The organism is Kribbella sp. NPDC049227 (assembly GCF_043197265.1).
GTDB lineage: Bacteria > Actinomycetota > Actinomycetes > Propionibacteriales > Kribbellaceae > Kribbella.
Genome location: NZ_JBICST010000008.1, coordinates 237,939 through 261,970 on the forward strand (window position 1 = coordinate 237,939; position 24,032 = coordinate 261,970).

Sequence of the window (24,032 nt, forward strand, 5' to 3'; positions counted from 1 at the left end):
GCAAATTGACACGCTCCGATCAGGAAGTTGTGACCGGCTGCGGCTTGCGGGAGCGGAGCCTGGCGGCGAGGGGCCAGGTGAGGAGGATGAGGATGACCGCGTAGATGACGTAGGAGACGGGGCCGCCGATGAGGCCGGAGGGGTCGCCGTTGGACAGTTGGAGGGACATCCGGGCCTGGCGTTCGGCGATCGGGCCGAGGATGACGCCGATGATCAGCGGCAGGACCGGGAGGCCGAAGCGGCGCATGGTGAAGCCGAGCAGGCCCAGCAACAGCAGGAGCAGCAGGTCGAGCGGTTGCGCGTTCACGGCGTACGCGCCCATCGAGGCGAAGAAGATGATCCCGGCGTACAGGTAGGGCCGCGGGATCTGCAGGAGCTTCGCCCAGGCCGGCGCCAGCGGGAGGTTGAGCAGGAGCAGCATCAGGTTGCCGACGAACAGGCTCGCGATCAACGCCCACACCAGCGACGACTCCCGCTGGAACAGCAATGGACCGGGTTGGATCCCGTACGACGTGAACGCCGCCAGCATCACCGCGGCCGTCGCGTTGGTCGGGAGCCCGAGAGCCAGCATCGGGACCAGCGTCCCCGCGGCCGACGCGTTGTTGGCGGCCTCGGGCCCTGCCACGCCCTCGATCGCACCGTGCCCGAACTCCTCCGGGTGCTTGGACAGCTTCTTCTCCGTCGCGTACGACAGGAACGTCGGGATCTCCGCCCCACCGGCCGGCAGCGCACCGATCGGGAACCCGTACGCCGTCCCGCGCAGCCAAGGCTTCCACGAACGACGCCAGTCCGAGCGACCCATCCACGGCCGCCCGACCGGAATCACCGTGCCCGGGTTCCGGCGCAGGTGCGCGGCCACCCAGAGCGCCTCGCCGACCGCGAAGATGCCGACGGCAACGACGACGACATCGATGCCGTCGGCAAGCTGTGGCAGGCCGAAGGTCAGCCGCTCCTGCCCGGTCACCTTGTCGATCCCGACCAACCCGATCACCAGGCCGAGCAGCAACGCGGCGATCCCGCGGATCCGGGACGAGCCGAGCACCGAGGTGGCACCGGCGAACGCGAGCAGCATGATCGCCAGGTAGTCCGGCGCGCCCAGGCTGATCGCGAACTTCACCACCTGCGGTGCGACCAGGACCAGCAGCGCCGTACCGATGGTGCCGGCCACGAACGACCCGATGGCCGCGGTCGCGAGTGCCTGTGCCGCCCGTCCGGCCCGGGCCATCTTGTTGCCTTCGATGGCTGTCACCACCGAGGACGACTCGCCGGGGGTGTTCAGCAGGATGCTCGTGGTCGATCCGCCGTACATGCCGCCGTAGAAGATGCCGGCGAACATGATGAACGCCTGGACCGGCTCGAGGCCGTAGGTGATCGGCAGCAGCAGTGCGACCGTCATTGCCGGGCCGATGCCGGGCAGTACGCCGACAGCGGTCCCGACCGTCACTCCCAGCAGGGCGAGCAGCAGGTTCATCGGCGTCAGCACATCGCCGAACCCGGTCAGCAGATTGTTCAGGTTGTCCATCACAGGATCCCTTGCAGTACGCCGGCCGGCAGGTTCACACCGAGGCCGATCGCGAACGCGTAGAACGTTGCCAGCGACAACCCGGCGGCGATGACCAGGTTGCGGAGGTGGTGCCGGCTGCCGAGCGCGAACGCCGAGCCCCAGAACAGCAGCCCGCCACTGATCACCCAGCCCAGCGGCTCGATCAGCACGAGGTTGACCACGAACGCGGCGACCAGCAGCAGGACCGTCCGCCAGTCGACCGGCGACGTCGGGTCGATGTCCTCGCCTTCCTCGGCCGCACCGGTGCCACCGCGCGCGACGTCGACGGTGTACAGGGCGGCGACCACCAGGAGCAGTACGCCGAGCACGATCGGGACCGGCTTGGGCCCGATCGGGTCGTTGCTGTTGGCAATGTGCCGGAGTCGGGCCGCGTCGATGATCACCAGGACACCGACGACAGCCAGGAACCCGCACACGGCGTACTGCGCCCGATCCCGCCGAGTCTCGACCTGAGGCTCGGCGGTGCTCATGCCGCCAGCCCCAGCTTGGTCAGGATGTCCGCGACCGCCTTGTCCTGGTCGGTCAGGAAGGTGGCGAACGCGTCACCGGTGACGAAGGCGTCGGTCCAGCCGCGCTTGGCCAGTTCGGCCTTCCACTCGGGGGAGTCGTGCATCTTGGTCAGCGCGTCGACCCAGACCTGCTTGTCCTCGGCACTGATCTCCGGCGGTGCCACGATCCCACGCCAGTTGGTGAAGACCAGGTCGATGCCGGACGACTTCAGCGTCGGCACGTCCTTCAGCGCCTGGATCGGCTGCTCACTCGTCACCGCGAGGACACGGACCTGGCCGCTCTCGACCTGATCGAGGAACTCACCGAATCCGCTGGCGCCGAAGGCGATCTTGTTGCCCAGCAGAGCCGGCAGCAGTTCGCCGCCGCCGTCGTACGAGACGAAGTTGACGTCCTTCGGGTCGATCCCGACGGTCTGCGCGAGCTGCATCGGCAGCAGGTGGTCGGGACCGCCGGGGGACGAGCCGCCGCCGACCGCGAGGCCCTTGGGGTTCGCCTTCCACGCGGTGACCAGGTCCCCGATCGACTTGTACGGCGAGTCCTTCGGTACGACGATCGCGCCGGCCTCCTCGATCAGCTTGGCCAGCGGAGTGGTCTGGGTCAGCGTCGCCTTCGACTTCGAGGTGTACGTCGCCCCGACCACGCCGAGGCCCATCTGCATCGCGAGCTTGCCGTTGCCCTTCTCGTTCACGGTCCGCTGCAGGCCGACCGTGCCGCCGGCGCCGGGCAGGTTGAAGACCTGGACGCCGGTGGCGATCTTGGCGTCGTCCATCACCTTCGCCGCCACCCGGGCGGTGGTGTCGTACCCGCCGCCGGCCGTGTTCGGCACCATCAGGCGCAGACCGGTGGCCGGTTTGCCGCTGCCGGCGTCGGCGCTGTCCTCCTTGTCCGCGGTCGCGCCGCAGGCGGTCGCGGTGAACAGGGCGAGCATCGCTGCCGCGGTCGGTACCAGTAACCGGGGAGACCTCATCGGCGGAGTCCTTTCACGTCCAAGGGGTTCAGGCGATGATCGTGACCTTCCCCGCGGAGTGCCGTCTGCCTTGTGTCAGCAGCGGAGGTTGAGTTCATTGTGGTCACACGCCGAATCCGGCCGAGAGGTGGCAAAGCCGGCGCTCGACCGGTGATCATGCGGCATGGCGTTGAGACTGGGCAAGCGGCCGACGCTGGCCGGTCAGCTGCTGGTGCTGCAGCTGGCGATCGTCGTGGTGGTGCTGGTCGCCGTCGCCGCGGTCTCGCTCGCCCAGTCCGCGGCCACCTTCAACCGGGTCGAGGGACGCAGAGTGACCGCCCTGGCCGAGCAGCTGTCCGGCAATCAGACGCTGCGGTTCGGCATCCGGCACCCGGCGCCGGCCGAGGTCCTGGCACCGTTGCTCCAGACCACGCTGACCCAGTCCGGCGTCACCTCGATCACCATCGCCGACTCGAAGGGCCGTGTCATCGCCGCGACCGACCTGTCCGCGCTCGGCAGCACGCTGACGCTCGGTGATCCCGGCGTCGCGAAAGGCCGCGGCTGGTCCGGCGAACTGGGTGTCGGCGACGGGACCGAGCTGGTCTCGCAGGTCCCGGTGCTGAGCCAGGGAACGGACGCGGACAACCAGCCGGACGGGACGCTCGGGGACCAGATCGGCACGGTGATGGTCGGTGAGCGGGCTCCGTCGATCTGGCAGCGGCTCCGCGGCGCATCGTCGTACCTGGCCATCTATCTGGGCATCGCGTGTGTGCTCGGGCTGCTCGGCTCGTGGCTGCTCGCCCGCCGGATCAAGCGGCAGACGCTCGGACTCGAACCGCGGGAGATCGCCGGGCTGGCCGAGCACCGCGAGGCAATGCTCTACGGACTCGCCGAGGGCGTCGTCGCGCTCGATCCGCACCTGCGGGTGACGCTGGTGAACGACGTCGGCCGGCGGCTGCTCGACCTGCCGGAGAACGCGGTCGGCAGGAGCCTGCGTGAGCTGGGCATCGAGGGCCGGCTCCGGGAGGTGCTGGCCGGGGAGCACTCCGGTGACGAGGCCCGCGACGCGGTCGTCGTACGGCGTGGGCGGGTGCTGGTGATGAACCGGATGAGCGTCACCAAGGACGGGCATTCGCTCGGTTCGGTCACCACTCTGCGCGACCGCACCGAGTTGGCTCAGCTGGAGCGTGAGCTCGGCTCGTTCCGCAGTTCCACCGAGTTGCTGCGGGCCCAGACCCACGAGTTCGCGAACCAGTTGCACACGATCTCGGGGCTGATCCAGATCGGGGAGTACGACGAGGTCGTCACGTACGTCGGCGCGCTCAACCGTTATCGTGAGTCGCTCGACCTGACCGTGACCCGGCGGGTCCAGGACACCGCGGTCGCCGCCCTGCTGATGGCGAAGTCCTCCGTCGCGGCCGAACGCCGTGTCGAGCTCCGCGTGTCCGAACGCACCACGCTGCTCCGGCTCGACCCGGAACTGTCGGCCGACGTGGCGACCGTGATCGGCAACCTGGTCGACAACGCGATCGACGCGGCCGCCCAGTCGGGTACGCCGCTGTCGCCCGCGTGGGTCGAGGTCGAGCTGCGGCAGGACGCCGCCAGCGTCGAGATCGTGGTTCGCGACTCCGGTCCCGGGGTGGCGCCCGAGCTGGCGCAGGAGGTGTTCGCGCACGGCTTCACCACCAAGGCCGCGGCCGGCGGTGAGCGCGGGATCGGTCTGGCGATGACACGGCTGGTCTGCCGGCGGCGTGGTGGCGAGGTCGCGGTCACGAACACCGAGGACGGCGGCGCGGCGTTCATCGCGCGGATGTCCGTCCAGCGCCTGCCCGAGGGAGCCCGATGATCTCCGTCCTGGTCGTCGACGACGACTTCATGGTCGCCCGCATCCACCGCGGTTTCGTGGACCGGGTGCCAGGTTTCGAGGTCGTCGGTACGGCGAACTCCGGGAAGCAGGCGCTGGAGGCGATCGGGGAACTGCAGCCGGATCTCGTGCTGCTCGACCTCTACCTGCCCGACATCTTCGGCCTCGACCTGATCGCGCGGATGCGGGCCGCGCAGCCGGACTGCGACATCCTGGTCATCACCGCGGCGCGCGAGGCGGACGCCGTCCGAGGTGCGGTGCGGCAAGGAGTGGTCAACTACCTGCTGAAACCCTTCGGTTTCGAGGACCTGCGGTCGCGGCTGGAGGAGTACGCGCGACGGCGGGCGAGTGTGCCCGACCAGGTGACGAGCCAGGCCGACGTCGACCGGGTCCTCGGACCGGTGCGGCCGACGGTCAACCGGCTGCCCAAGGGACTGAGCCAGGAGACCGCGGCCCTGGTCGCGGCGGCCCTCCGCGCCGCCGCGCAGAACCTGTCGGCCGCCGAGTGTGCCGAGAAGGTCGGCATCTCCCGCGTCAGCGCCCGCCGCTACCTCGAGTTCTTCTGCACCCGCGGGCAGGTCGAGGTCGCCCTCCGGTACGGCACGACCGGCCGTCCCGAACGCCGCTACCACTGGCGCAAGTAGGGTGCGGCGTATGCCGTTGTTCTCATTTGAGGGAAAGAGCCCGAGCGTGCATCCGGAGGCGTGGATCGCGCCGACCGCCACCCTGGTGGGCGACGTCGTGGTCGAGGCGGGCGTGTCGATCTGGTACGGCGCGGTGATCCGGGCCGACCTGGGCACGATCACCATCCGGGCCGGGGCCAACATCCAGGACAACACCGTGATCCACTCCGGCAGCAACGGCTGTGAGATCGGGCCGAACGCGACCGTCGGTCATCTCTGTCTGGTGCACGACTGCACGATCGGCGAGCAGGCGCTGGTCGGGAACGGTGCGATCGTGCTCGACGGCGCGGTCGTCGGCGAGCGCACCCTGGTCGCGGCCGGCTCGACCGTGACGCCGGGCGCGGTCATCCCGCCGGAATCGGTGGCGCTCGGCAGCCCGGCCAAGAAGATCGTCCCGCTGGACGGCACCGCCAAGCTCTTCGTCGACCACAACGCCGCCGTCTATCACAACCTCGCCGAACGCCACGCCGCCTCGGTCGAGCAGGTCGGCTGAGCCCCGGGACGCCGGACCGATCCCGTCGGACGCCGGACCGATCCCGTCGTCTGCCGGAAAGGAAAGTGAAAGGACCCGGTGCGAGGTTAGGTTGGCAGCAGACCGAGGGAGGGTGCTCATGACCGATATCGCGAACACCGGCGCCGTGGTGATCAACCGCGCGGACGGGCGGGACGACGGCGAGGAGTGGACCGAGAACTACACCGAGTTGCCTGGTGGCGCCGGTGTCTCTCTGATCCTGGAAGCCACCACGAAGGAGGGTGTCGGCCCGCGACTGCACCTGCATCCGTACGCCGAGACGTTCATCATCCGGCGGGGTACGGCGACCTTCACCGTGGGCGAGGAGCAGATCGTCGGCAAGGCCGGCCAGATCCTCGTCGTACCGGCGAACACGCCGCACAAGTTCCGCACCGGGCCGGGCGGCTACGAGGCCGTTCACATCCACGCCAACCCGACGTTCGAGACGACCTGGCTGGAGTAGTCAGCCGGCGGACCGCATCCGGTCGACGAGTGTCTCGAGGAGCTCGGGGCCGGTGCCGAAGTTCAGGCGCACGAAGCCGGTGGCGCCCGGGTCGTAGTCGCGTCCCGGACCCAGGGCAACCTTCGCGCGGCGGAGGAAGAACTCGCTCGGCTCCTCGTCCAGCCCGAGCGCACGGCAGTCGAGCCAGGCCAGGTACGTCGCCTCGGGCGGGGTCCAGGTGATGCCCGCGGGCAGATGGTCGCGCAGGTACGCGCGGTTGTCGTCGAGTTGTCGCAGTACGGCGTCGAGCCAGTCGTCGCACTCGGAGAACGCCACCTCCGCTGCAAGGACGCCGAGCAGTCCGGCCTGCTCGGCGGTGTAGGGCAGGCGATCGACGACGCTTTGCGCGCGGGCGGACGCGGTCACGGCCATCGCCGCCTTCAGCGCTGCCAGGTTGAACGCCTTCGAGGCGGACGTCAGCACGATCCCGTACTCGCGGGCCGCGTCGGACACCTCGAGCCACGGCACGTGTCTCGCGCCCGGCAGCACCAACGGCGCATGGATCTCATCCGCCAGAACCCAGGCGCCGTACGCCGCGCAGAGCTCCGCGATCGCCGCGAGCTCCTCATGCGGGAGCACCCGGCCGGTCGGATTGTGCGGGTTGGCGAGGACCAGTACTTCGAGCCCGTCCGCCAGCGCCTCGCGGAGCCGGTCGAGGTCGAACCAGCCGTCCTCACGCAGCGGGATCAGCACGGTGCGAAGGCCGGCGCGTGGGATCTGGCTGAGGAACGGCGGGTACGCGGCGGTCGCGAAGCCGACCGAACCACCTGGTGCGAGGGCGAGACAGAGCTCGATCAGCCCGGCCATCACATCCGGTACCAACGTGATCCGGTCCGGATCCACGGTCCACCCGAGCCGTCGGTCGGCGAAGCCGGTGAAGGCCTCCCGCAACGACTTCGGGACCTCGAAGGCGTACCCGAGATCGCTGCGGTCCACCGCCTCGTGCAGCACCCGCGCGATCGGCTCGGCGAGGTCGAAGTCCATCTCCGCCACCGTCGCCGAGATCACTCCGGGCGCGTAGCCGGACCATTTCTCACTGCGCCGCTTCTGCAACTCCGCCAGCTCGGCAACCTTCAGCATGCCGAGGATGTACCCAATTGCTCAGTCCGGGACGCGGTCGCCGGGTGGGGTGAAGGCGGCCAGGATGGTCGTGGTGATGTAGGCGGCCGCCTTGTCGGGGGTGACACGGCCGGCGTTGATCTCGTCGGCCGCGCCGTGCATCACGTTGTGCATGACGCCGACGAGCCAGGACGTCGGCAGGTCCTTGCGGAAGACGCCCTGTTTCCGGCCGCGCTCGATCAGCTTCTCGACCCGTGCCATCGGGTCGGCGTGCAGCTCCCGCACCCGGCCCGGCGGGAGCGTGTTCTGAGCGGCGATCAGGAGCGAGCGATACCGGTCGACCAGGTGCCAGCTGGACTCGATCAACCGGGCCAGCGCCTCGCGCGGATCCCCGCTCAGGTCGACCTGACCGAGTGCCTCCTCGCCGCCCTCGATCGCATGCACGAACACCGCGTCGAGCAGCTCGGCCCGGGACGGGAAGTGGCCGTAGAGGGTGACTCGCCCCACACCGGCAGCCTTCGCGATCTCGCTCGTACTGGCCGCCGGATCGCGGCCCAGACACTCCGTGGCCGCGTCCAGGATCGCCGCGATGTTGCGCTGCGCGTCCGCCCGCTTGCCCGTCGTACCCGCTTGCTTCACCGGCATCGGAACTCCCTTGTCGAACACTGCTGTACGAGTTACTGTACCTGCAATAACTCGAACAGTGGTGTTCGACTTGACTGATGAGGATGAGAATCATGGAAGAAACCGGAGCGGACCCGCGTCGGTGGCGGCTGCTCGGACTGCTCGCCGTCGCGCAGTTCATGCTGATCCTGGACGTGACCGTGGTGGCGATCGCGCTGCCGCACATCGGCACCGACCTCGGCCTGGATCGCAGCACGCTGACCTGGGTGGTCAGCGCCTACACACTGATGTTCGGCGGCCTGATGCTGCTCGGCGGCCGGGCCTCCGATCTGTTCGGATCCCGCGTCGTGGTGCTCACCGGGCTGCTGGTGTTCACCGCGGCGTCGCTGACCAGCGGACTGGCCAACAGCGCCGAACTACTGATCGGCGGCCGGATCGCGCAGGGCGTCGGCGCGGCGTTGCTGTCACCGAGCGCGCTGTCCGTGGTGACCAAGACGTTCGACGGCGAGGAACGGAACAAGGCGCTCGGCATCTGGTCCGCGATCGGGGGCGGCGGCGCGGCGATCGGCGTACTGATCGGCGGACTGCTGACCGCCGGACCGGGCTGGCAGTGGGTGTTCTACGTCAACGTCCCGGTCGGACTGGTCGTGTTCGCGCTCCTGCTCCGGATGCTGCCCGCCGACCGGCCGGCTGAGCGTCAGGGCCGGTTGGACCTGCCGGGCGCGATCCTGGTCACCGCCGGAACGGGTACGGCGATCTATGCGCTGATCAACGCCGGCGACCGGGGCTGGCTGTCCGCCGCGACTCTTCTGACCCTGGCCGGTGCGGTCGTGCTGTACGCCGCGTTCGCCTGGCTGCAGCGGGTCGTCCGGTCGCCGCTGATGGACCTGCGGATCCTGACCCGCCGACCGGTTGCCGCCGGCTCCTTCCTGATCCTGGTCGCGACCGCGCTGATGATCTCGATCTTCTTCCTCGGATCGTTCTACCTTCAGCACTACCAGGGGTACGGCGCGCTCCGCACCGGACTGTCGTTCCTCCCGATCGCCGTCGCCACGACCATCGGGGCACACCTGTCCGGACAGCTGGTCGGCAAGGTGGGTGCTCGTCCGATCGCGATGGTCGGGTTGGCCGTCGCCGCGATCGGCATCGCTGTCCCCGCGATCTGGGATGGTGCACTCATGGTGGTGATCGGGACGACGATCGGGGGCGCCGGGATCGGGGCCGCGTTCGTCGCCGCGTCGACCACGACGTTCAGCCAGATCGACTACCGCGAGGCTGGGGTCGCGTCCGGGATTCTGAGCACCTTCCACGAGTTCGGTGGTTCGCTCGGGGTTGCAGTGGTGTCCAGCATCGCCGCGGCCAGCCTGGCCGGCACCGTGACGACCGGATTCACCCGTGGTTTCACCTTCGCCGCGATCGTTGCGGCCGTCGCCGCGGTCCTCGCGCTGGCCGTCGTACCGGCCGCCAAGCCTTCGACAGGAGCAGAAGCCCATGCCGTCCATTGAGATCCGCCGCGCGATCCCCGCGGATGCCGAGACCGTCTTGACCATGCTGCGGGAACTGGCCGGGTATCAGGACCAGTCGGCGTACGTCACCGCGAGCGTCGAGGACTGGCGCGGTTTCCTCGGTCGCTCAGAGGTGATCGTGCTGATCGCGGAGGTTGATGGGGAGGTGGCCGGCTATGTGTCGTCGCTGCGCCGGCCCTACCTCTGGGTCGGTGGCGACCAGTTGGCGCTCGACGACCTGTACGTGCGCGAACAGTTCCGCGACGCCGGCGTCGGCCGGGCCCTCATGCTCGAGCTGGCCCGGCACGCACTCCCCGACCGCCTCACGATCGGCTGGGGCCTACGCCTCGAGAACGAGGCCGGCTATCGCTTCTACCAACGCCTCGGCGCCACTCTCACCACCAAGACCGCCGCGAGCTGGAGCCCAGACGTCTACGAGAAGCTGGTGGGTGACTAATCCGCGTTTCGGCGCTGCGGTCCGGCGCCCTCGGGGATCTCTCCGTGAAGGTGCGGGATGTAGACGAGCTTCTGCGTCTGGCCGTCGAGCACGGTCGACTCGACGAGCTCGAGGTCGAGCTCGGCCCCGCCGTGGAGGAGGGCCGCCGCCCCGGCGCGGCCTGACACGGCGGGGAACATCATGATCTCGAGACGGTCGACGAGGCCGGCGGCGAGCAGGGCGCGGTTCAGCGCGACGCTGCCGTGCGATCGCATCGGGACGTCCGTGGTGCGCTTCAGGCGCTCGATCGCCGTCACCGCATCCTCGTTGAGAACCGTCGAGTTCTGCCATCCGAGCGGCTCTTCGAGCGTGCTGGAGAACACGATCTTCGGCAGCGCGTTCAGGCTGTCGTAGTAGGGCTCGTCGAAGTCGACCACGAACTTCCGGAACTGCCGGAACGTCGTCGCGCCGAAGACGAGTACCTGGTCCTGCGCGAAGGTGCGCACCCGGTCCTCGCGGATCTCGGGGCCCTCCTTCCCCCAGTATCCGGGCCAGCCTGTGGCCATGCCGTAGCCGTCCACGCTGCAGAAGAAGTCGACAGTGAAGGTGGTGCTCATGTGGTAGTCCCTTCCTTTCCTGCGCCGCCTCGGGTGGGCCGGCGTCACTCCTGCTACGAACACGACCGACCCGATCCGACACCTGTCTCGTCCCAAGTTACGTTCGTCGTCGGTCCGGGATGTCGAAAACGGGGGAGGCCGGTCGACGCAGGGGTGAAGGAAGCCCCGCAGTCACTCGGAAGGAACCCGGACCATGACCACCAACGACCTCACCATCCCGACCTCCACCCGGATCTCGACCCGGGCCTTGCTCACCGGCGGGATTGTCGCCGGCCCGCTGTACGTCGCCGTGTGGCTGGGGCAGGCGTTCACACGGGAAGGGTTCGACATCACGCGGCACCCGGCCAGTCTGCTGGCCAACGGTGGGCCGGGCTGGATCCAGACGCTGAACTTCGTCGTCAGTGGCGTGCTGTCGATCGGCGCCGCCGTCGGACTTCGACGTACGCTCACCGGTCGCGGCAGCACCTGGGGCCCGCGGTTGCTCGTCGCGTACGGCGTGGGGCTGTTGCTGGCCGCGATCTTCAAGGCGGACCCGTCCGCCGGCTTCCCGGTGGGTACGCCGGCCGACTACGCCGAGATCAGCTCGCGCGGCCTGGGGCACTTCGTTGCTGGGGGCATCGGGTTCTCCGGCTTGATCGCCGCCTGTCTGGTGCTGGCGGTGCATTTCCGCAGCGTCGGACGCCGCGCGCTCAGCCGCTTCTCCGCCGTCACCGGCATCCTGTTCTTCGGAGCGTTCGCCGGTCTCAGCGCAGGCGCCGGCAGCCGGCCGACGATCATCGCCTTCGATGTCGCAGTCACTCTCGCCTGGATCTGGCTCACCGTGGTCTGCACCGACCAGCGCCGTCACAACCACTGACCACAGCAGCACTCACCTCAGCAGGTTCACGGGGTGAGTGCTGCCAGCAGGTCGCCGCAGAAGGAGCGGACGGCGCGGTTCACGATCGCTGGCCGCTCCCAGGCCATGAAGTGGCCGGCGCCCTTGACCCAGAACGGACCGACTGCTTCGGGGAAGGCGAGCGCACACCGTTCCTCGATGTGGTTGCGCATGGTTGCCTGGTCGGTGCCGATCAGCAGCAGGGCGCGGTGCTGGACCGGCCGGTCGATCATTTCCGGGGCCGACAGCGGCCGGGTGCCCATGGCGACCTCGTAGTCGGCGAAGGAGGCCCGCAGCCGGGCCGCATCGCCGTACGGCTCGGTCAGGAAGGCCAGGTCGTCCTCGTCGAAGGCGTCAGGTGGGCACCACAGGCGGTGCCCGTAGAACTCACTGATATAGCGCCGACGCTGCTCGGGCGTGGCCAGTTCGGCGACCAAGGCGTCGGCCTCGTGGCCCTGGCGGCGCTGGTAGTCGTAGACGGCGGGCTTGGGGTCGATCGGCGGGAGACCCGCCGCCGTGAACGCCTCACCGAGGTCGGGCATGGAGTCGTCCAGGATCACCAGGCGGTCCACCCGATCCGGATGGCGGGTGGCCAGGTCGATCGCGATCATCGCGCCCAGATCGTGCCCGGCGACTGCTGCGCGGTCCCAGCCGAGCCGGTCGAACAGGCCGGTCAGGTCGGTGTTGAACGCGTTGAAGTCGTAGAAGTCGTCCGGTGCGAAGTCGGAGTCGCCGTACCCGCGCAGATCCGGCGCGACCACGTCGAACCCCGCCTCGGCCAGCGGACCCAGGTTGTGCGACCAGATGCGGCTCGTGCACGGGAACCCGTGGATGAGCAGCAGCGGCACACCCCCGTCCCCACGCCGCCGCACCGCCAGGTGATGCCCTTGACCAACCTCGATCCGCACCGGCGGAACGACTTCAGCGGGAAGAACCATCCACCTGGTTTACACGATCGGCGGATCAGCCGCCTGCCGGGCCTAACGGAGTTTGACGGTTACCAGGGTGGTCTCGATGGTGCTGTCCACCAGGTTGCCGTGGGCATCGAAGGCTTCGGGGCCGTCGGTCATGCCGAAGTCGTTGTCGTTGATGACGACGAGGGTGTCGTGCGGCAGGAGCGCGACGCCCTCGATCTTCTTCGGGGCACCGGCGACGGTGTTCAGGTCGAGGAAGAGCTTCTTCGACAGAACCGGTACACCGGCGGCCGCCGGGTCAGTCAGGGCCTCGTACGACGGCGTCGTGGTCGTCGAGTCCCACGCCGTACCCAGGATGTTGGCGGAAGGCCGCAGTACGACGCGCTGCAGCCGGGCCGCGTTGTCGGTGCGCTCCTGGACCAGCAACGTTTCGGGGCCGGCGGCAACCACCGAGGAGATCTTCAGTTCGCTCGTGTCGTCCTCGCCCGGGTCGACGACGCCGACCGGGTCGAAACGGTAGGCGTACTCCGCGGTGACCTTGCCGCGGTGCGGAGAGAACCGCAGCAGCCGCGTGTTCAGGGAAGCCTCGCCGACCTTCTTGCTCGGGTTGAGCAGCGGACTCTGCAGCGCCAGCACCAGGTCACCGCCCGGCAGTTGAGCCAGCCCCTCGAAGCCGCGGTTGATCTTGCGGGTCAGGAAGATCGACGGCAGCGCCTCGATCACCGGGTAGTCGGCGCCGGTCAGCTTCAGGCCCTTCGGCACGTACCGCGCCAGCACCCGGCCGCGGCTCGAAACGTGGACCAGGGACGGGCTGTACTCGTCCACCAGCCAGAACGTTCCGTCGTGCGCGCGGACGATCCCCTCGGTGTCCAGCCCGTTCGGGTTGAAGGGCAGTTCGGTGGAGGCGTTGAAGGTGTAGGGGAGTTCGTCCCGGCTCGCCTGGTTGGACAGACCGGTCACCGCCTTGCCGTGGCGGGTGGTGATCGGGATCGCCGACAGTACGCGGAGCTTGCTGCCGTCGACCTTCACCTTGACGATCGCCGGGTCGAAGCCGGGGACCGGGAAGGTACGCCGGTTCACGTCGTCGATCTTGATCTGCCCGTTCGGACCGCGGTCGGTGACCGTCCAGAACTCGCCGGGACGGTCGCCCGGGAAGATGTCGCTTCCGATGCCGCCGAGGTCGACGCCGCGGTCGTTGGAGACCGAGTGCGGCAGCAGGCCGTTGGAGAACGTCGACAGCGACAGGTCGGGGAGCGTCGCCGTACCCGTGACCCTGGGCTCGTGCCCGCGAGTCGCTTGCGCTCCGCTCGCCAGCAGAGCCGCGGTGACCAGCACCGAGGTGCCCACCAGAGCCAGCCGGCCGATGACACGAGACATGTACGTGCTCCCCTCCACCAAGACGTCAGCGTGACGTTCGCCGGAGCAGGTGAACACCGGCTGACACCGTCGTGAACCCTGGCAGGCCGCTACCCCAAGCAGTCGCGTACGGCCTCGATCAGGCGGTTGGCTCGTGCGTCGCCGTGACCGACCATGCGGTTGGCGACGTACGCGAATCCGACGCCGTACTCGTCGTCGCCGAAGGCGAACTGGCCGCCGGCGCCGTCGTTCCCGAAGCTGCGTGCACCCAGCATGGGCCGGAAGCTCGCGGAGTCGAGCAGATAGCCCGAGCCCCAGCGCGCGCCGGCGTCGAACCCGAGGAATCCCTGGCCCGACGACACCTCGCGCACCGCATCCGTCACGGTCTCCGCCGAGAGCAGGCGGTCGTGGCCGCCGATGCCGGTAACGGCCGCGGCGTACAGCCCGGCGAGACCGGTCGCCGACGCCACCGCCCCGGCGCCGGGAAGCTCCATCCCGAGCAGCGCCGGATCGTTCCAGCCGTGCGGGACGTCCAGGCCGGGGAAGACGAGCACGCCGTTCATCGTCACGATCCGGGTGAGGAGATGCTCCGGCCCCGGCATCGGCGGGCGGCCCTCAGCTTCCGAGAGCCGGGCCAGTGCCGGCAGTTCCGAGGCGGGCAGCCCGATCCACGCCCGCAGCCCGAGCGGATCGCCCACGACCTGGCGGAAGTAGGCACCCGGTCGCTGGCCGGTGATCCGCCGTACCACCTCGCCGAGCACGAAGCCGAACACATGGCCGTGATACTCGTACGACGTCCCTGGTTCCCAGAGCGGCTTCTGCTCCTGGATCGCCTCGATCACCGGAGTCCAGGCGGCGATCTCGTCGAAGGACAGCGTCTTGTCCAGGACCGGGATCCCGGCCCGGTGCCCCAGCACCATCCGCGAGGTGATCTTCTCCTTGCCTTCCGCAACGAACTCCGGCCAGTACTGACCGATCGGTGCGTCCAGATCGAGCCGTCCGTCCTGCGCGAGCAGGTGGACGCAGAGGCTCACGATCCCTTTGGCACAAGAGAAAACGGGTACGACGGTGTCGCGGTCCCATTGGCGTCCAGGAGCCGCCTCGCCGTCCCACAGCTCGACAACCGTCTGGCCGCCGACGTACACGGTGACGGCGGCTCCGAGCTCCGGGAACGCGGTGAAGTTGTCCGCGAACACATCGGCGACCGCGCCGAAACCTTCGTCTGCCCAGCCGCTGTTCATACCTCCAGCGTAGGTGCGGCCAGGTGACGACTCGACTGATTTACGGCAGCACCCACTTCTGGTTCGCGGCGACATGGCACGTGTAGATGATCAGCTTCGTGCCGTTGGCGCTGGACGCACCGGCGGCGTCGAGGCACTGACCGGAGCGAACGTTCAGCAGCGAGCCGTCCGGGCGAGGCCGCCACTTCTGCCCGGCGCTGCCGTCACACGTCCACAGCACCGCTGCGGACCGGATCGTCGTACCCCGCACGTCCAGGCACTTGCCGAGCGAGCGCACCGTGCCGTCCTCGTACTGCGTCCATTGCTGGTTCGTGGCGCTGTGGCAGGTGTAGAGGACGGTCGGCGTGCCGTTGTCCGTCCGGGCCTGGTAGATGTCGATGCACTTGCCGGCGATCCCGGTGATCGGCCCGCGGTCGCCGTACGCCCCGAACTCCCACAGTGCGTAGTAGTTGCCTGCCGCAACGCGAGCGGTCGCGTTGATCCGCACGTACCTCGCGTAGATCGCCCCGAACACCACGTTGTCGGTGCCGCCGTTCCCGACGGTGGTCGAGTAGACGGTCTTCCAGGACTGCGCGTTGCCCGACACCTGGATCTGGTACGCCTTCGCGTACGCCGACGACCAGTTGAGCAGCACCTGGTTGACCACCTGGACCGAGCCGAGGTCGACCCGCAGCCACTGCGGATCGCTGCGCTTGCTGATCCAGGCCGTCGTCATGGACCCGTCGACCGCCTTCGATCCCTCCCGGCCGGCCGCGTAGACGCTCGACACCGCGACCGCCCGGCCGCGGGCGAGATTGCGCTTCGGCACGTACGTCGCCGTGTACGTCGCGGGCGTCCCCGGTGCGACGAAGTTGTGGTTGCGGGCGCCGTTGTCCGACCAGGAGGCGAACCGGTAGAGGTTGTTCGCCGACGACTGCAGGAGGCCCGCCGACAACGATCCGCTCGAGCCGACGATCGCCGTACCGGTCGACGGGGCGGTCGCGGTCTTGTTCAGGTAGGTCAGTTGCAGACCCGATGGTTGTGTGGCGAACGTGAGCTTCACCGTCTTCGGCTCCAGTTGCACGCTCTTGACGTCGGTCAGCCCGCCGGAGTCCCTCGCGGTCAGCCGCAGTTCCAGGTACGACGGGTACTCGTGATCGGGTGCGGTGAACGTGCCACTCGCTCCGGTCATCGTCGTGATTTGGTGCGCATGGCAATCACTCGGGCAGTGGTGCATGATCAGCGCCCACGTCAGCGCCGAGCCGGGAAGCGCGCCCTGCTCCGGATCTGTGGCAGTGCCGGCGAAACTGATGGTGTCGCCAACCTTCCATGTCGTCGCCGGGCCGGGTGACGTGATCAGCGCCGTCGGTGCGGTGTTGGCGACGTTGATCTGGGTCGTCGCCGTACCGGTTCCGCCGTGGCTGTCGGTCACCTTCAGCCGGGCGATGGCGGCGCCGCTGGTGGTGTAGGTGTGCTGGACAGTCGGCGCCGTCGAATCGTCGTACTGGCCGTCGTTGTCCAGGTCCCACGCGTACGTGAGCGCGTCGCCGTCGGCGTCGTTCGACGCGGTCCCGTCGAAGGTGACGGTCAGCGGTGTCGGCCCGCTGGACGGATCCGCGTCGATCACAGCGGTCGGCGGGTTGTTGGTCGCGCTGTAGACGTAGCGCAGGACCCTGCCGTTGTCGTAGTCGACGGCGAACAGGTCGCCGCCCGGACCGTTCTGCAGCCTGGTCGCTCCGTACCCCGACGCGAAGTTGACGATCTTGGCGGGGTCCGGGAGGCCGCTGGTGCCGGGGAGCATCGCCCAGATGCACTGCCGGCTGTAATCGGAGAAGAACAGAGCGCCGTCGTACTCCGGCGGATAGTTGCCGTTCTCGTAGAAGGACATGCCGGAGAGCGACGAACTGCCCGTGCTGCAGGTCTCGCCGGTGACGATGTGCGAGGTGTGGTTGTAGGTGTAGTACGGCGTGGCGACCGCGCTCGCGCCGGCGGCGTACAGGTTCTCGCAGAGGTTGAGGTTGAGGGCGTCGAAGGCGGCCGTGCGGCCCGGGCCCTCGTAGCAGGGCCAGCCGAAGTTCGTGACCCGCGCGGTGGGGTTGACGATGCGGTCGATCTCTTCCCACTTGGTCCAGCCGACGTCGCCGATCCAGAGCTCGTTGGTGCCTGGGCGGAAGTCGAACCGCATCGGGTTGCGCAGTCCGTGCGCGACGATACGGCGAGTGTTCGGATCGGAGCTCCCCGCGGCTGGGTTGCCCGGTGCGGCGAGGCCGGTGTCCGGATCGATCCGGATGATGGAGCCGTCGAGGCTTGCGGGGTCGCCGCTGGTGCGTACGTCCTGGGCGCGCAGCGCACCGCCTTCAGCGGTCGGCGAGGTGAGCTGCGCACCGACGGGTGCCTTGCCGTCGCCGCAGGGGTTGTCGGGGGTTACGTCCGATGCCGGGAAGCCGTCCTGGCCGTAGTCGGCGTACCCGAAGCTGGCGCCGTCACCGCCGCCGGCGTAGATCATGCCGTCGGGCCCGAACTCGATCGAGCCGATCGAGTGGCTGGGGAACACCTGGCACCAGTCCTCGACGAGCACCTGCTCGGCGCCGTTCGGGGTGACGGCCGACAACCGGGCGCTCGCCTGGCACCCGTCGCTCGTCGGACCCGGTGGTGACGGGCACGGATCGTCGGTGGCGCCGGCGGTGCCCCACTTCGGTGTCGGTCCGCCGATGAGGCCGTCGTGCGTGTACAGCACGTAGATGCGCGGATCGGCGGGGAAGTCGGGGTGCAGGGCCATCCCGAGGAGGCCGCGGTCCCAGTAGTTGTAGACCCGGGTCCGCAGGTCGGCGAAGATCGACGGCGTCGGATCGTCGAGCGAGTCGAACACCTTGATCAGGCCGCTCTTCTCCGCGACGAACACCCGCCCGTCCGGCGAGAACGCGACGTTCGTCGGGTTGCTCAGCCCGGTGAACACCACCTGCTCACTGAATCCACCCGGCACCGCCGCCGCGGCACTCGCAGACCCAGTCGTTGCCAACGGCACCAACAACAGCACACAGGCCGCAGCCACCCACCGGCGTAGTCCGGCGTAACGCCTCACGAAGCCCCCCAGGCCCACCTGTCCTCACCAGCCCTCACAGCCCCCCGTGAGCACCCAAGTGACCGCCAGCATGAAGCCAAGAACCCAGCCCGCGCAATACCCCATTTCAAACGCCTACTTGGCGTCAGTGACCGATCACTCCCGCGACCCACGGACACGCGTGAGCAGGAACCGCAGTGCGGCGATGAGAACGATGAGCGCAGTTCCGCCGACCACGGTGATCTCTACCCAGCGTGAGCGGGTGTGACCGTAGAGGGTGACCACTTCGAGCCCGCCGGCTTGTCCGGTTCCTGTCAGCCGCGGGGCATGGAGTCGGGTACCGGGGCGGTATGCGACTTCGGCGAAGCCATCCTGACGAGCCGGGCCTCGCGCGCCGGCGGCGTGGGCGTGGGTTCAGCTATGTGGATGCCGATGGCAAGGTTCTCGAAGACACCGACGTGGTCGAGCGGATCCGGACGCTGGCGATCCCGCCGGCCTGGACCGACGTGTGGATCTGTCCGTATCCGAACGGTCACATCCAGGCGATGGGCACGGACCAGGCGGGCCGGCGGCAGTACCTGTATCACGACGACTGGCGCTCGGCCCAGGACGAGGACAAACACGACCGTGTCCGGCGACTCGCGCGCAAACTGCCGGCCTTCCGTGAAGCGGTCGACGCGGACTTGTGCAGGCGCGGTCTCGATCGGCGTCGAGTACTCGCCGTAGCGCTGCGAATGCTCGACTACGGCGTGTTCCGGACCGGCAACACGGAGTACGCCGAGGAACACGGCAGTCGTGGTGCGGCGACGTTGCTGCGCGACGATGTCCGGGTCAGCAAGGGCAAGGTCGTGTTCGACTTCGTGGCGAAGGGCGGGCAGCAGCGCACGATCGAGTTGGACGACGATCGTCTGGTGTCCGCCGTACGGTCGCTGAAGCGGGGCCGGCACAAGAACCCGCGTCTCCTGATGTACCGCGACGACGACGGCTATCACGAGATCGACGCGGGCACGATCAACGAGCGGTTCCAGGAACTCGTCGGAGAGGACTACACGGTCAAGGATCTGCGGACCTGGACCGCCACCGTGCACGCGGCGGTGGACCTGGCCGAGGCGGACCCGCCGACGACGAAGAAGGCCCTGAACGCGGCCGTCAAGGAGATGCTCGAGGAGGTGTCCGACCACCTCGGCAACACCCCTACCGTCGCCCGTACGTCGTACGTCGATCCGCGCGTCATCGAGCAGTACGAGCACGGCCACACGATCACCGACGCCGTCGACCGTGCCGGCACCGACCTCGACGACGACAAGACCCGAGCCACCCTCGAACGCTCCGTCAACCGACTCCTGGATCAGGACACCCGAGCGTAATCAAGGGTGCTCCGCGCCGAGCGCCGAACCCCAGTGCCAGGACGAGACCCGGCTCTCGAGCTTGGCTGCACTCGGCCTGGCCGGTGCTGCTCGACGCGAAGCGGTATGGCTGCCCGGTACCCAGGGCGAAACGCGGGTGTCCGGGGTACATACGTCGGTTCGGCGGGGGTACCGATTGGCGGTGATGCGAGCAGGGGAAGTGATTGCGGGCCGATACCGGGTCGTGGGGGCGATCGGTCGCGGTGGGATGGGGGAGGTCTACCGGGCGACGGATCAGGCGCTGCAGCGGGACGTTGCGGTCAAGCTGATGCTGCCGGTTCCGGGGACGCTCGCGGCTTCGGCGCGGTTCCTGCGGGAGGCGCGTGCTACCGCGCGGATTCGTCATCCACACGTCGTCGCGGCGTACGACTTCGGTGACCATGACGGCTGCTGCTACCTGGCGATGGAACTGGTCGGCGGTCGTACGGTCGGCGACGAACTCAGGCGCCAGGGCCCGTTCTCACCGGATCGCGCCGTACACGTGGTCAGGCAGGCCGCGGCTGGGCTGGCAGAGGCTCACCGGCTGGGCATCGTCCACCGCGACATCAAGCCGGGCAATCTGTTGCTGGCCGGCGACGGGACGGTGAAGATCGCCGACTTCGGCATCGTCCGGTTTCTCGAGGACTGCACCACGACGCTGACCTCGACCGGGCAGATCGTCGGCACGAGTCACTTCCTCGCCCCGGAACGCGTATTGGGTCGTCCTGCGGAGCCGCCGTCCGATGTCTACGCGCTCGGCTGTGTGCTGTACCAGTTGGTCACCGGCCATCCGCCGTTCCTCGCCGACGAGCCGGCGTCGATCATGTTCCAGCACGTGGAGCGCGAACCAGTGCCGCCGAGCGAACTCCGGCCAGAACTGGCCGGCGACGTCGAAGCGCTGCTTCTCTGGATGCTCAGCAAGGACCCGACCCGACGACCGACCGCGGCACAGCTTGCGGACGGCGTCCAGCCACCGGTCGAGGAAGCGGACCCCGGAGTTCTGCCGGTACGCCGGACGGATGCGAGGCCGGTGGGCGCCGCGGTGGTCGCAGGATTGGCGTTGGTGCTGTCGGCAACCCTCGGCATCGTCTTCGACACACGGGATGTCAAGCTCCCGACGACGAACGAGCTGTCCCCGAACGACAGCCGTATCACGCCACCACCCGCCGTACCCACGACGTCTCGACCACCGAGCCCGGCCGCGGTCCGGACGGTCGCCCGGACGACGACGCTCCGGCCGTTGCCGCAGTCGGGTCCGAGCAAGCCGAAGCCGCCGGACGCCGGATCCACTGATCGCCCGAAGGACGACAAGCCGGGTCGGCACAAGCCGAAGAAGCCGAAGCCCTGAGCAGACCTCGCCGTTTTGTGCTGATCGGCGTGGGTACCGCGTCATCTGTCGCAACTGTCCGAACGGGGAGCTCGCAAGGAGGATCCCATGGGGATCGGCGTATCGGTGTTCCTGCTCGCAGTCGGCGGAGTGCTCGCCTTCGCAGTGTCCGATCGGGTCAGCGGAGTCGACCTGACCGTGGTCGGGTACGTGCTGATGGGCGCCGGAGCGATCGGCCTGGCCGTCGCTCTCGTGCTGGCGAACCAGCGCAGCAGAACAACCCACACGACCGTCCAGGAGCGCCGCGACCTGCGCGACTACTGATGCGCCATGGGCGTACGTCGTACCCCCATGGCACGGTGGTGGAGACCCGGCCCGCAGTTCTGGCCGCACTCCACCGACCGTGCCTCGGGGCGCATCGGGTACCCGCGTCCTGCCCATCCATGCATGCGATGGGGTACTGGTTTTCCGTAGGTAATGACCGTGGTCCGGAGGTGGGCTACGCCGTGACTCACGTCGCGAGGTCAGTTTCATGGTTCCCACCCAATCCGCCACGATCGCCCCGGTCCGCAAGGACTGTTCGACTCCCGAGGACAGAGCCCGCCGCGAGGCGGCGACCTGGGCGTTGTTCGAAGCCAGAGAGCGCAGTACCGACGAGTTCGAGCGGCAGCGGCTGCTCGAAGAGATCGTCGAGCTGAACATCGAGATCGCCCGCGGGATCGGGCGGCGGTTCCGCGGCCGGGGCGCAGAGGACGAGGACCTCGAACAGGTCGCGTACCTCGGTCTGCTGAAGGCCGTGCACAACTTCCGGCTCGACCACGGTACGCCGTTCATCGGGTTCGCCATCCCGACGATCCGCGGCGAGGTCAAGCGGTACTTCCGCGACTGTTCCTGGACCGTCCGGATCCCACGGCGGATGCAGGAACTCCAGGGCATGATCGCGGCCGCGGTGCCGGTGCTCGAGCAGGAACTCAACCGGGAACCCACGCTCGCGGAGATCGCGGACCGGATCGGCGTCGAGGTCACCGAGGTGAACGGTGCCGAGGCCGCGCGCGGCTGCTTCAACGTACTGTCGCTCGATCGTCCCGCCACCGAGTCGGAGTCCCCGTTGGGCGAGACCGTGGCCGACGACAGCGACCGTCGGTACTTCGATCAGCTCGAAGCCGTCGACATGCTCGGCCCGGTCGTCGACGACCTGGACCCGCGCGATCGGCGGATCCTGGAGCTGCGGTTCGTGGAGGGGTGGACGCAGTCGGACATCGGCGACGACATCGGCGTCAGCCAGATGCAGATCTCCCGGCTGCTGAACAGGATCCTGAGGGATCTCCGCGGGAAGCTCGACCCGCTGCCGACCGCCGCGTGAGCGCGGCTCGGTGCCTGGCTAGTGCCAGAAGTGCAGGGGCATCGGGCACTGCGGTTCGGTCGCGACGTCGTCGAGGTCGTACGCCACCAGCGGGCAGCGCCGGCAGTACAGGAGCCCGTCGTCGGGATTGGTGAACAGCTCGTGACCGTGCGTGTCGCCCCCGACCGGGCAGGAGGTGTTGTCGATCTCCAGCCGGTCCACGAAGTGGGCGCCGCAGCGGATGCAGACCGACCCCGCGCTGAGATGTGCCAAGGTCGTCACCCGCGACACAGCCACGACCCGATGGCCGTTGATCTCAACGACGGATTCGTTCACGGTCCTCTTCCCGAAAACGCGGACAGATCTTCGGTGCCCCACGCAAGGATTTCTACGCCTCCTACTCTGCGCCAGGTGGTGGCGTGACTGTCGGTTGCGCGCTCGGTGAGTTGGTCTCGGGTGGCGGTGTGGTCGAGGGGGATGTCGGCGTCGACTCAGTGGGTTCGCTGGTGGTGCTGGTCTCAGTGGGCTCGGTTGGTGACGGCGTGTCCGACGGAGTGGTCGAGGGAGTCTCGGACGGGGTGGGTGACGGTGAAGGGCTTTGCGTGGGCTGAGTCTTCGTCGTCTGACTCTGCTGATTCTCCGTTGCGGACCGGGATGGCTCGGTCGTGGTCGGGTTCGACCTCGCCGTACTGGGGGTCGATTGCGGCCCGACGTCGGTCGTCGGCGGCGGTGTGTCGTTGCCGTTGAGGATGAAGCCGGCCATGACCGCGGCGGCCGTCGCGAGGGCCGCGATCACTCCGATCAGCACAGCGTTCCGCCGTCTCTGGGTGTTCGGCGGTTGCACGGGCTCGAGTGGGCTGGTCGTCTCTGGCCCTGCTGCGGGCGCGGCCGCACCAACGGACGCCGTACGGAGATAACCGGTCGCGACCTCCTCGGCGGACGGACGGTCAGCGGGATCCTTGGAGAGCATCCCGAGCAGGCCGATCTCGAAGGAGCCGCCGAGCTCGGGTCGAATCAGGCTCGGCTGACCAGGAGAAGCGTCGACGTGCTGGTAGAGGATCGCCGTCGGATGGTCTGCCGTGAACGGCGGCCGGCCGGTGACCAACTGGTAGAGCACGCAACCCAGCGCGTAGACGTCCGCCGGCTTGCCGGACCGCTCGCCGCGCGCCCGCTCCGGCGCGAGGTAATGGACGCTGCCGATGATCTGGCCGGTGCCCGTCAGCGTGGTCGCCCCTTCTTCGGGGACGTGAGCGATACCGAAGTCGGCGACCTTGACGGTCCCGTCGGCCGTCAGCAGCAGGTTGCTCGGCTTCACATCACGGTGTACGACCTCCTGCTGATGCGCCGCCGCCAGCCCCGCGGCGCTCTGCTCGATCAGGTCGATCGCCCGGTCCTTCGGCAGCGGCCCCTTCTCGGCGAGCTCGTCCGCCACGGACCCACCCTCGACCAGCTCCATCGCCAGGAAGAACCCGTCGCCGTGGTTGCCGAAGTCGTACACCGCGACCACATGCGGATCGTTCAGTCTCGCAGCGGCTCGCGCCTCACGGTGGAAGCGCTCGGCAGCCCGCGGATCCTTGTCGGACGGCAGCAGCAACTTGACCGCGACCGGACGCCCCAACTGCTCATCCGTGCCGCGGAACACCTCGCCCATCCCACCCCGGCCGATGGAGGGGCCCAGCCTGTACCGCTCCGCTACCAACATCCTGACACCCGTACCCACCCCTACCGTCAC

The 24,032-nt window shown here is 68.7% G+C and carries 23 protein-coding genes; 11 read left to right on the top strand and 12 right to left on the bottom strand.

All coding sequences use genetic code 11. From position 1 onward, the window contains the following. Positions 1-19: 19 nt before the first annotated feature. The 3 genes from ACGFH6_RS34290 to ACGFH6_RS34300 are packed head-to-tail and all read right to left on the bottom strand — an operon-like array spanning position 20 to position 3,041. Positions 20-1,522 carry a tripartite tricarboxylate transporter permease gene (locus tag ACGFH6_RS34290; protein WP_393392383.1) on the bottom strand — a complete coding sequence of 501 codons (1,503 nt, stop codon included), beginning with the start codon at positions 1,520-1,522 and terminating at the stop codon, positions 20-22. Next, on the bottom strand, positions 1,522-2,034 hold the full coding sequence (locus tag ACGFH6_RS34295) for a tripartite tricarboxylate transporter TctB family protein (RefSeq protein WP_393392387.1): 513 nt from the start codon (positions 2,032-2,034) through the stop codon (positions 1,522-1,524). Before ACGFH6_RS34295 ends, ACGFH6_RS34290 begins: the two co-directional genes overlap by 1 nt. Further along, complete coding sequence (locus ACGFH6_RS34300) at positions 2,031-3,041, bottom strand: Bug family tripartite tricarboxylate transporter substrate binding protein (protein ID WP_393392390.1); 1,011 nt, start codon at positions 3,039-3,041, stop codon at positions 2,031-2,033. The genes ACGFH6_RS34295 and ACGFH6_RS34300 overlap by 4 nt, the downstream gene beginning before the upstream one ends. Before the next feature lie 163 nt (positions 3,042-3,204). On the opposite strand from ACGFH6_RS34300, the gene ACGFH6_RS34305 reads away from it, so the two are divergent. The 4 genes from ACGFH6_RS34305 (at position 3,205) to ACGFH6_RS34320 (ending at position 6,541) form a co-directional block, all read left to right on the top strand. Then, a complete protein-coding gene (locus tag ACGFH6_RS34305) occupies positions 3,205-4,866 on the top strand; it encodes an ATP-binding protein (protein ID WP_393392393.1) in 1,662 nt (553 codons plus the stop codon). Further along, complete coding sequence (locus ACGFH6_RS34310) at positions 4,863-5,528, top strand: response regulator (protein ID WP_393392396.1); 666 nt, start codon at positions 4,863-4,865, stop codon at positions 5,526-5,528. The genes ACGFH6_RS34305 and ACGFH6_RS34310 overlap by 4 nt, the downstream gene beginning before the upstream one ends. Positions 5,529-5,538: 10 nt before the next feature. Further along, positions 5,539-6,060, top strand: coding sequence for a gamma carbonic anhydrase family protein (locus ACGFH6_RS34315; protein ID WP_393392399.1), 522 nt, complete (start codon positions 5,539-5,541; stop codon positions 6,058-6,060). Between the two features lie 118 nt (positions 6,061-6,178). Next, complete coding sequence (locus tag ACGFH6_RS34320; protein ID WP_393392403.1) at positions 6,179-6,541, top strand: cupin domain-containing protein; 363 nt, start codon at positions 6,179-6,181, stop codon at positions 6,539-6,541. Here the strand turns inward: ACGFH6_RS34320 and ACGFH6_RS34325 are convergent, their stop codons facing one another. Next, positions 6,542-7,660, bottom strand: a complete 1,119-nt coding sequence (locus ACGFH6_RS34325) for a MalY/PatB family protein (RefSeq protein WP_393392406.1) — start codon at positions 7,658-7,660, stop codon at positions 6,542-6,544. It lies immediately after the preceding gene. Positions 7,661-7,681: 21 nt separating this feature from the next. Beyond that, positions 7,682-8,284: a TetR/AcrR family transcriptional regulator gene (locus ACGFH6_RS34330; RefSeq protein ID WP_393392409.1), complete on the bottom strand. Its 603-nt coding sequence runs from the start codon at positions 8,282-8,284 to the stop codon at positions 7,682-7,684. 92 nt (positions 8,285-8,376) lie between these two features. Between ACGFH6_RS34330 and ACGFH6_RS34335 the strand changes: the two genes are divergently transcribed. Beyond that, complete coding sequence (locus ACGFH6_RS34335) at positions 8,377-9,768, top strand: MFS transporter (protein ID WP_393392412.1); 1,392 nt, start codon at positions 8,377-8,379, stop codon at positions 9,766-9,768. Then, on the top strand, positions 9,755-10,225 hold the full coding sequence (locus ACGFH6_RS34340; protein ID WP_393392415.1) for a GNAT family N-acetyltransferase: 471 nt from the start codon (positions 9,755-9,757) through the stop codon (positions 10,223-10,225). Before ACGFH6_RS34335 ends, ACGFH6_RS34340 begins: the two co-directional genes overlap by 14 nt. On the opposite strand, the gene ACGFH6_RS34345 is transcribed toward ACGFH6_RS34340, so the two are convergent. After that, positions 10,222-10,821: a dihydrofolate reductase family protein gene (locus ACGFH6_RS34345; RefSeq protein ID WP_393392418.1), complete on the bottom strand. Its 600-nt coding sequence runs from the start codon at positions 10,819-10,821 to the stop codon at positions 10,222-10,224. The two genes, ACGFH6_RS34340 and ACGFH6_RS34345, sit on opposite strands and share 4 nt — an antisense overlap. Before the next feature lie 193 nt (positions 10,822-11,014). Here ACGFH6_RS34345 and ACGFH6_RS34350 point away from each other — a divergent pair, with 193 nt between their 5' ends. Further along, positions 11,015-11,677: a DUF998 domain-containing protein gene (locus ACGFH6_RS34350; RefSeq protein ID WP_393392420.1), complete on the top strand. Its 663-nt coding sequence runs from the start codon at positions 11,015-11,017 to the stop codon at positions 11,675-11,677. Positions 11,678-11,703: 26 nt separating this feature from the next. On the opposite strand, the gene ACGFH6_RS34355 is transcribed toward ACGFH6_RS34350, so the two are convergent. From ACGFH6_RS34355 to ACGFH6_RS34370, 4 genes are all read right to left on the bottom strand, one after another. Continuing rightward, entirely contained in the window at positions 11,704-12,633 is a 930-nt protein-coding gene (locus ACGFH6_RS34355) for an alpha/beta fold hydrolase (RefSeq protein WP_393392423.1), read from the bottom strand. Positions 12,634-12,675: 42 nt separating this feature from the next. After that, entirely contained in the window at positions 12,676-13,986 is a 1,311-nt protein-coding gene (locus ACGFH6_RS34360) for an esterase-like activity of phytase family protein (protein ID WP_393392426.1), read from the bottom strand. 89 nt (positions 13,987-14,075) lie between these two features. Continuing rightward, positions 14,076-15,206, bottom strand: a complete 1,131-nt coding sequence (locus ACGFH6_RS34365; protein WP_393392429.1) for a serine hydrolase domain-containing protein — start codon at positions 15,204-15,206, stop codon at positions 14,076-14,078. 40 nt (positions 15,207-15,246) lie between these two features. Beyond that, on the bottom strand, positions 15,247-18,267 hold the full coding sequence (locus ACGFH6_RS34370) for a ricin-type beta-trefoil lectin domain protein (protein WP_393392432.1): 3,021 nt from the start codon (positions 18,265-18,267) through the stop codon (positions 15,247-15,249). 329 nt (positions 18,268-18,596) lie between these two features. Between ACGFH6_RS34370 and ACGFH6_RS34375 the strand changes: the two genes are divergently transcribed. The 4 genes from ACGFH6_RS34375 (at position 18,597) to ACGFH6_RS34390 (ending at position 22,321) form a co-directional block, all read left to right on the top strand. Next, complete coding sequence (locus tag ACGFH6_RS34375) at positions 18,597-19,613, top strand: DNA topoisomerase IB (RefSeq protein WP_393392435.1); 1,017 nt, start codon at positions 18,597-18,599, stop codon at positions 19,611-19,613. A 199-nt stretch (positions 19,614-19,812) separates the two neighbouring features. Next, positions 19,813-20,979, top strand: coding sequence for a protein kinase (locus ACGFH6_RS34380; protein WP_393392438.1), 1,167 nt, complete (start codon positions 19,813-19,815; stop codon positions 20,977-20,979). An 87-nt stretch (positions 20,980-21,066) separates the two neighbouring features. Next, on the top strand, positions 21,067-21,282 hold the full coding sequence (locus ACGFH6_RS34385) for a DUF6458 family protein (RefSeq protein WP_360452772.1): 216 nt from the start codon (positions 21,067-21,069) through the stop codon (positions 21,280-21,282). A 208-nt stretch (positions 21,283-21,490) separates the two neighbouring features. After that, positions 21,491-22,321, top strand: coding sequence for a sigma-70 family RNA polymerase sigma factor (locus tag ACGFH6_RS34390; RefSeq protein ID WP_393392442.1), 831 nt, complete (start codon positions 21,491-21,493; stop codon positions 22,319-22,321). Between the two features lie 18 nt (positions 22,322-22,339). Here the strand turns inward: ACGFH6_RS34390 and ACGFH6_RS34395 are convergent, their stop codons facing one another. Both ACGFH6_RS34395 and ACGFH6_RS34400 read right to left on the bottom strand, forming a co-directional pair. Continuing rightward, positions 22,340-22,636 (bottom strand): hypothetical protein, encoded by a 297-nt coding sequence (locus ACGFH6_RS34395; RefSeq protein ID WP_393392445.1) that lies wholly within the window; start codon positions 22,634-22,636, stop codon positions 22,340-22,342. Positions 22,637-22,697: 61 nt separating this feature from the next. Further along, positions 22,698-24,002, bottom strand: a complete 1,305-nt coding sequence (locus tag ACGFH6_RS34400) for a serine/threonine-protein kinase (protein WP_393392448.1) — start codon at positions 24,000-24,002, stop codon at positions 22,698-22,700. Positions 24,003-24,032: the final 30 nt, after the last annotated feature.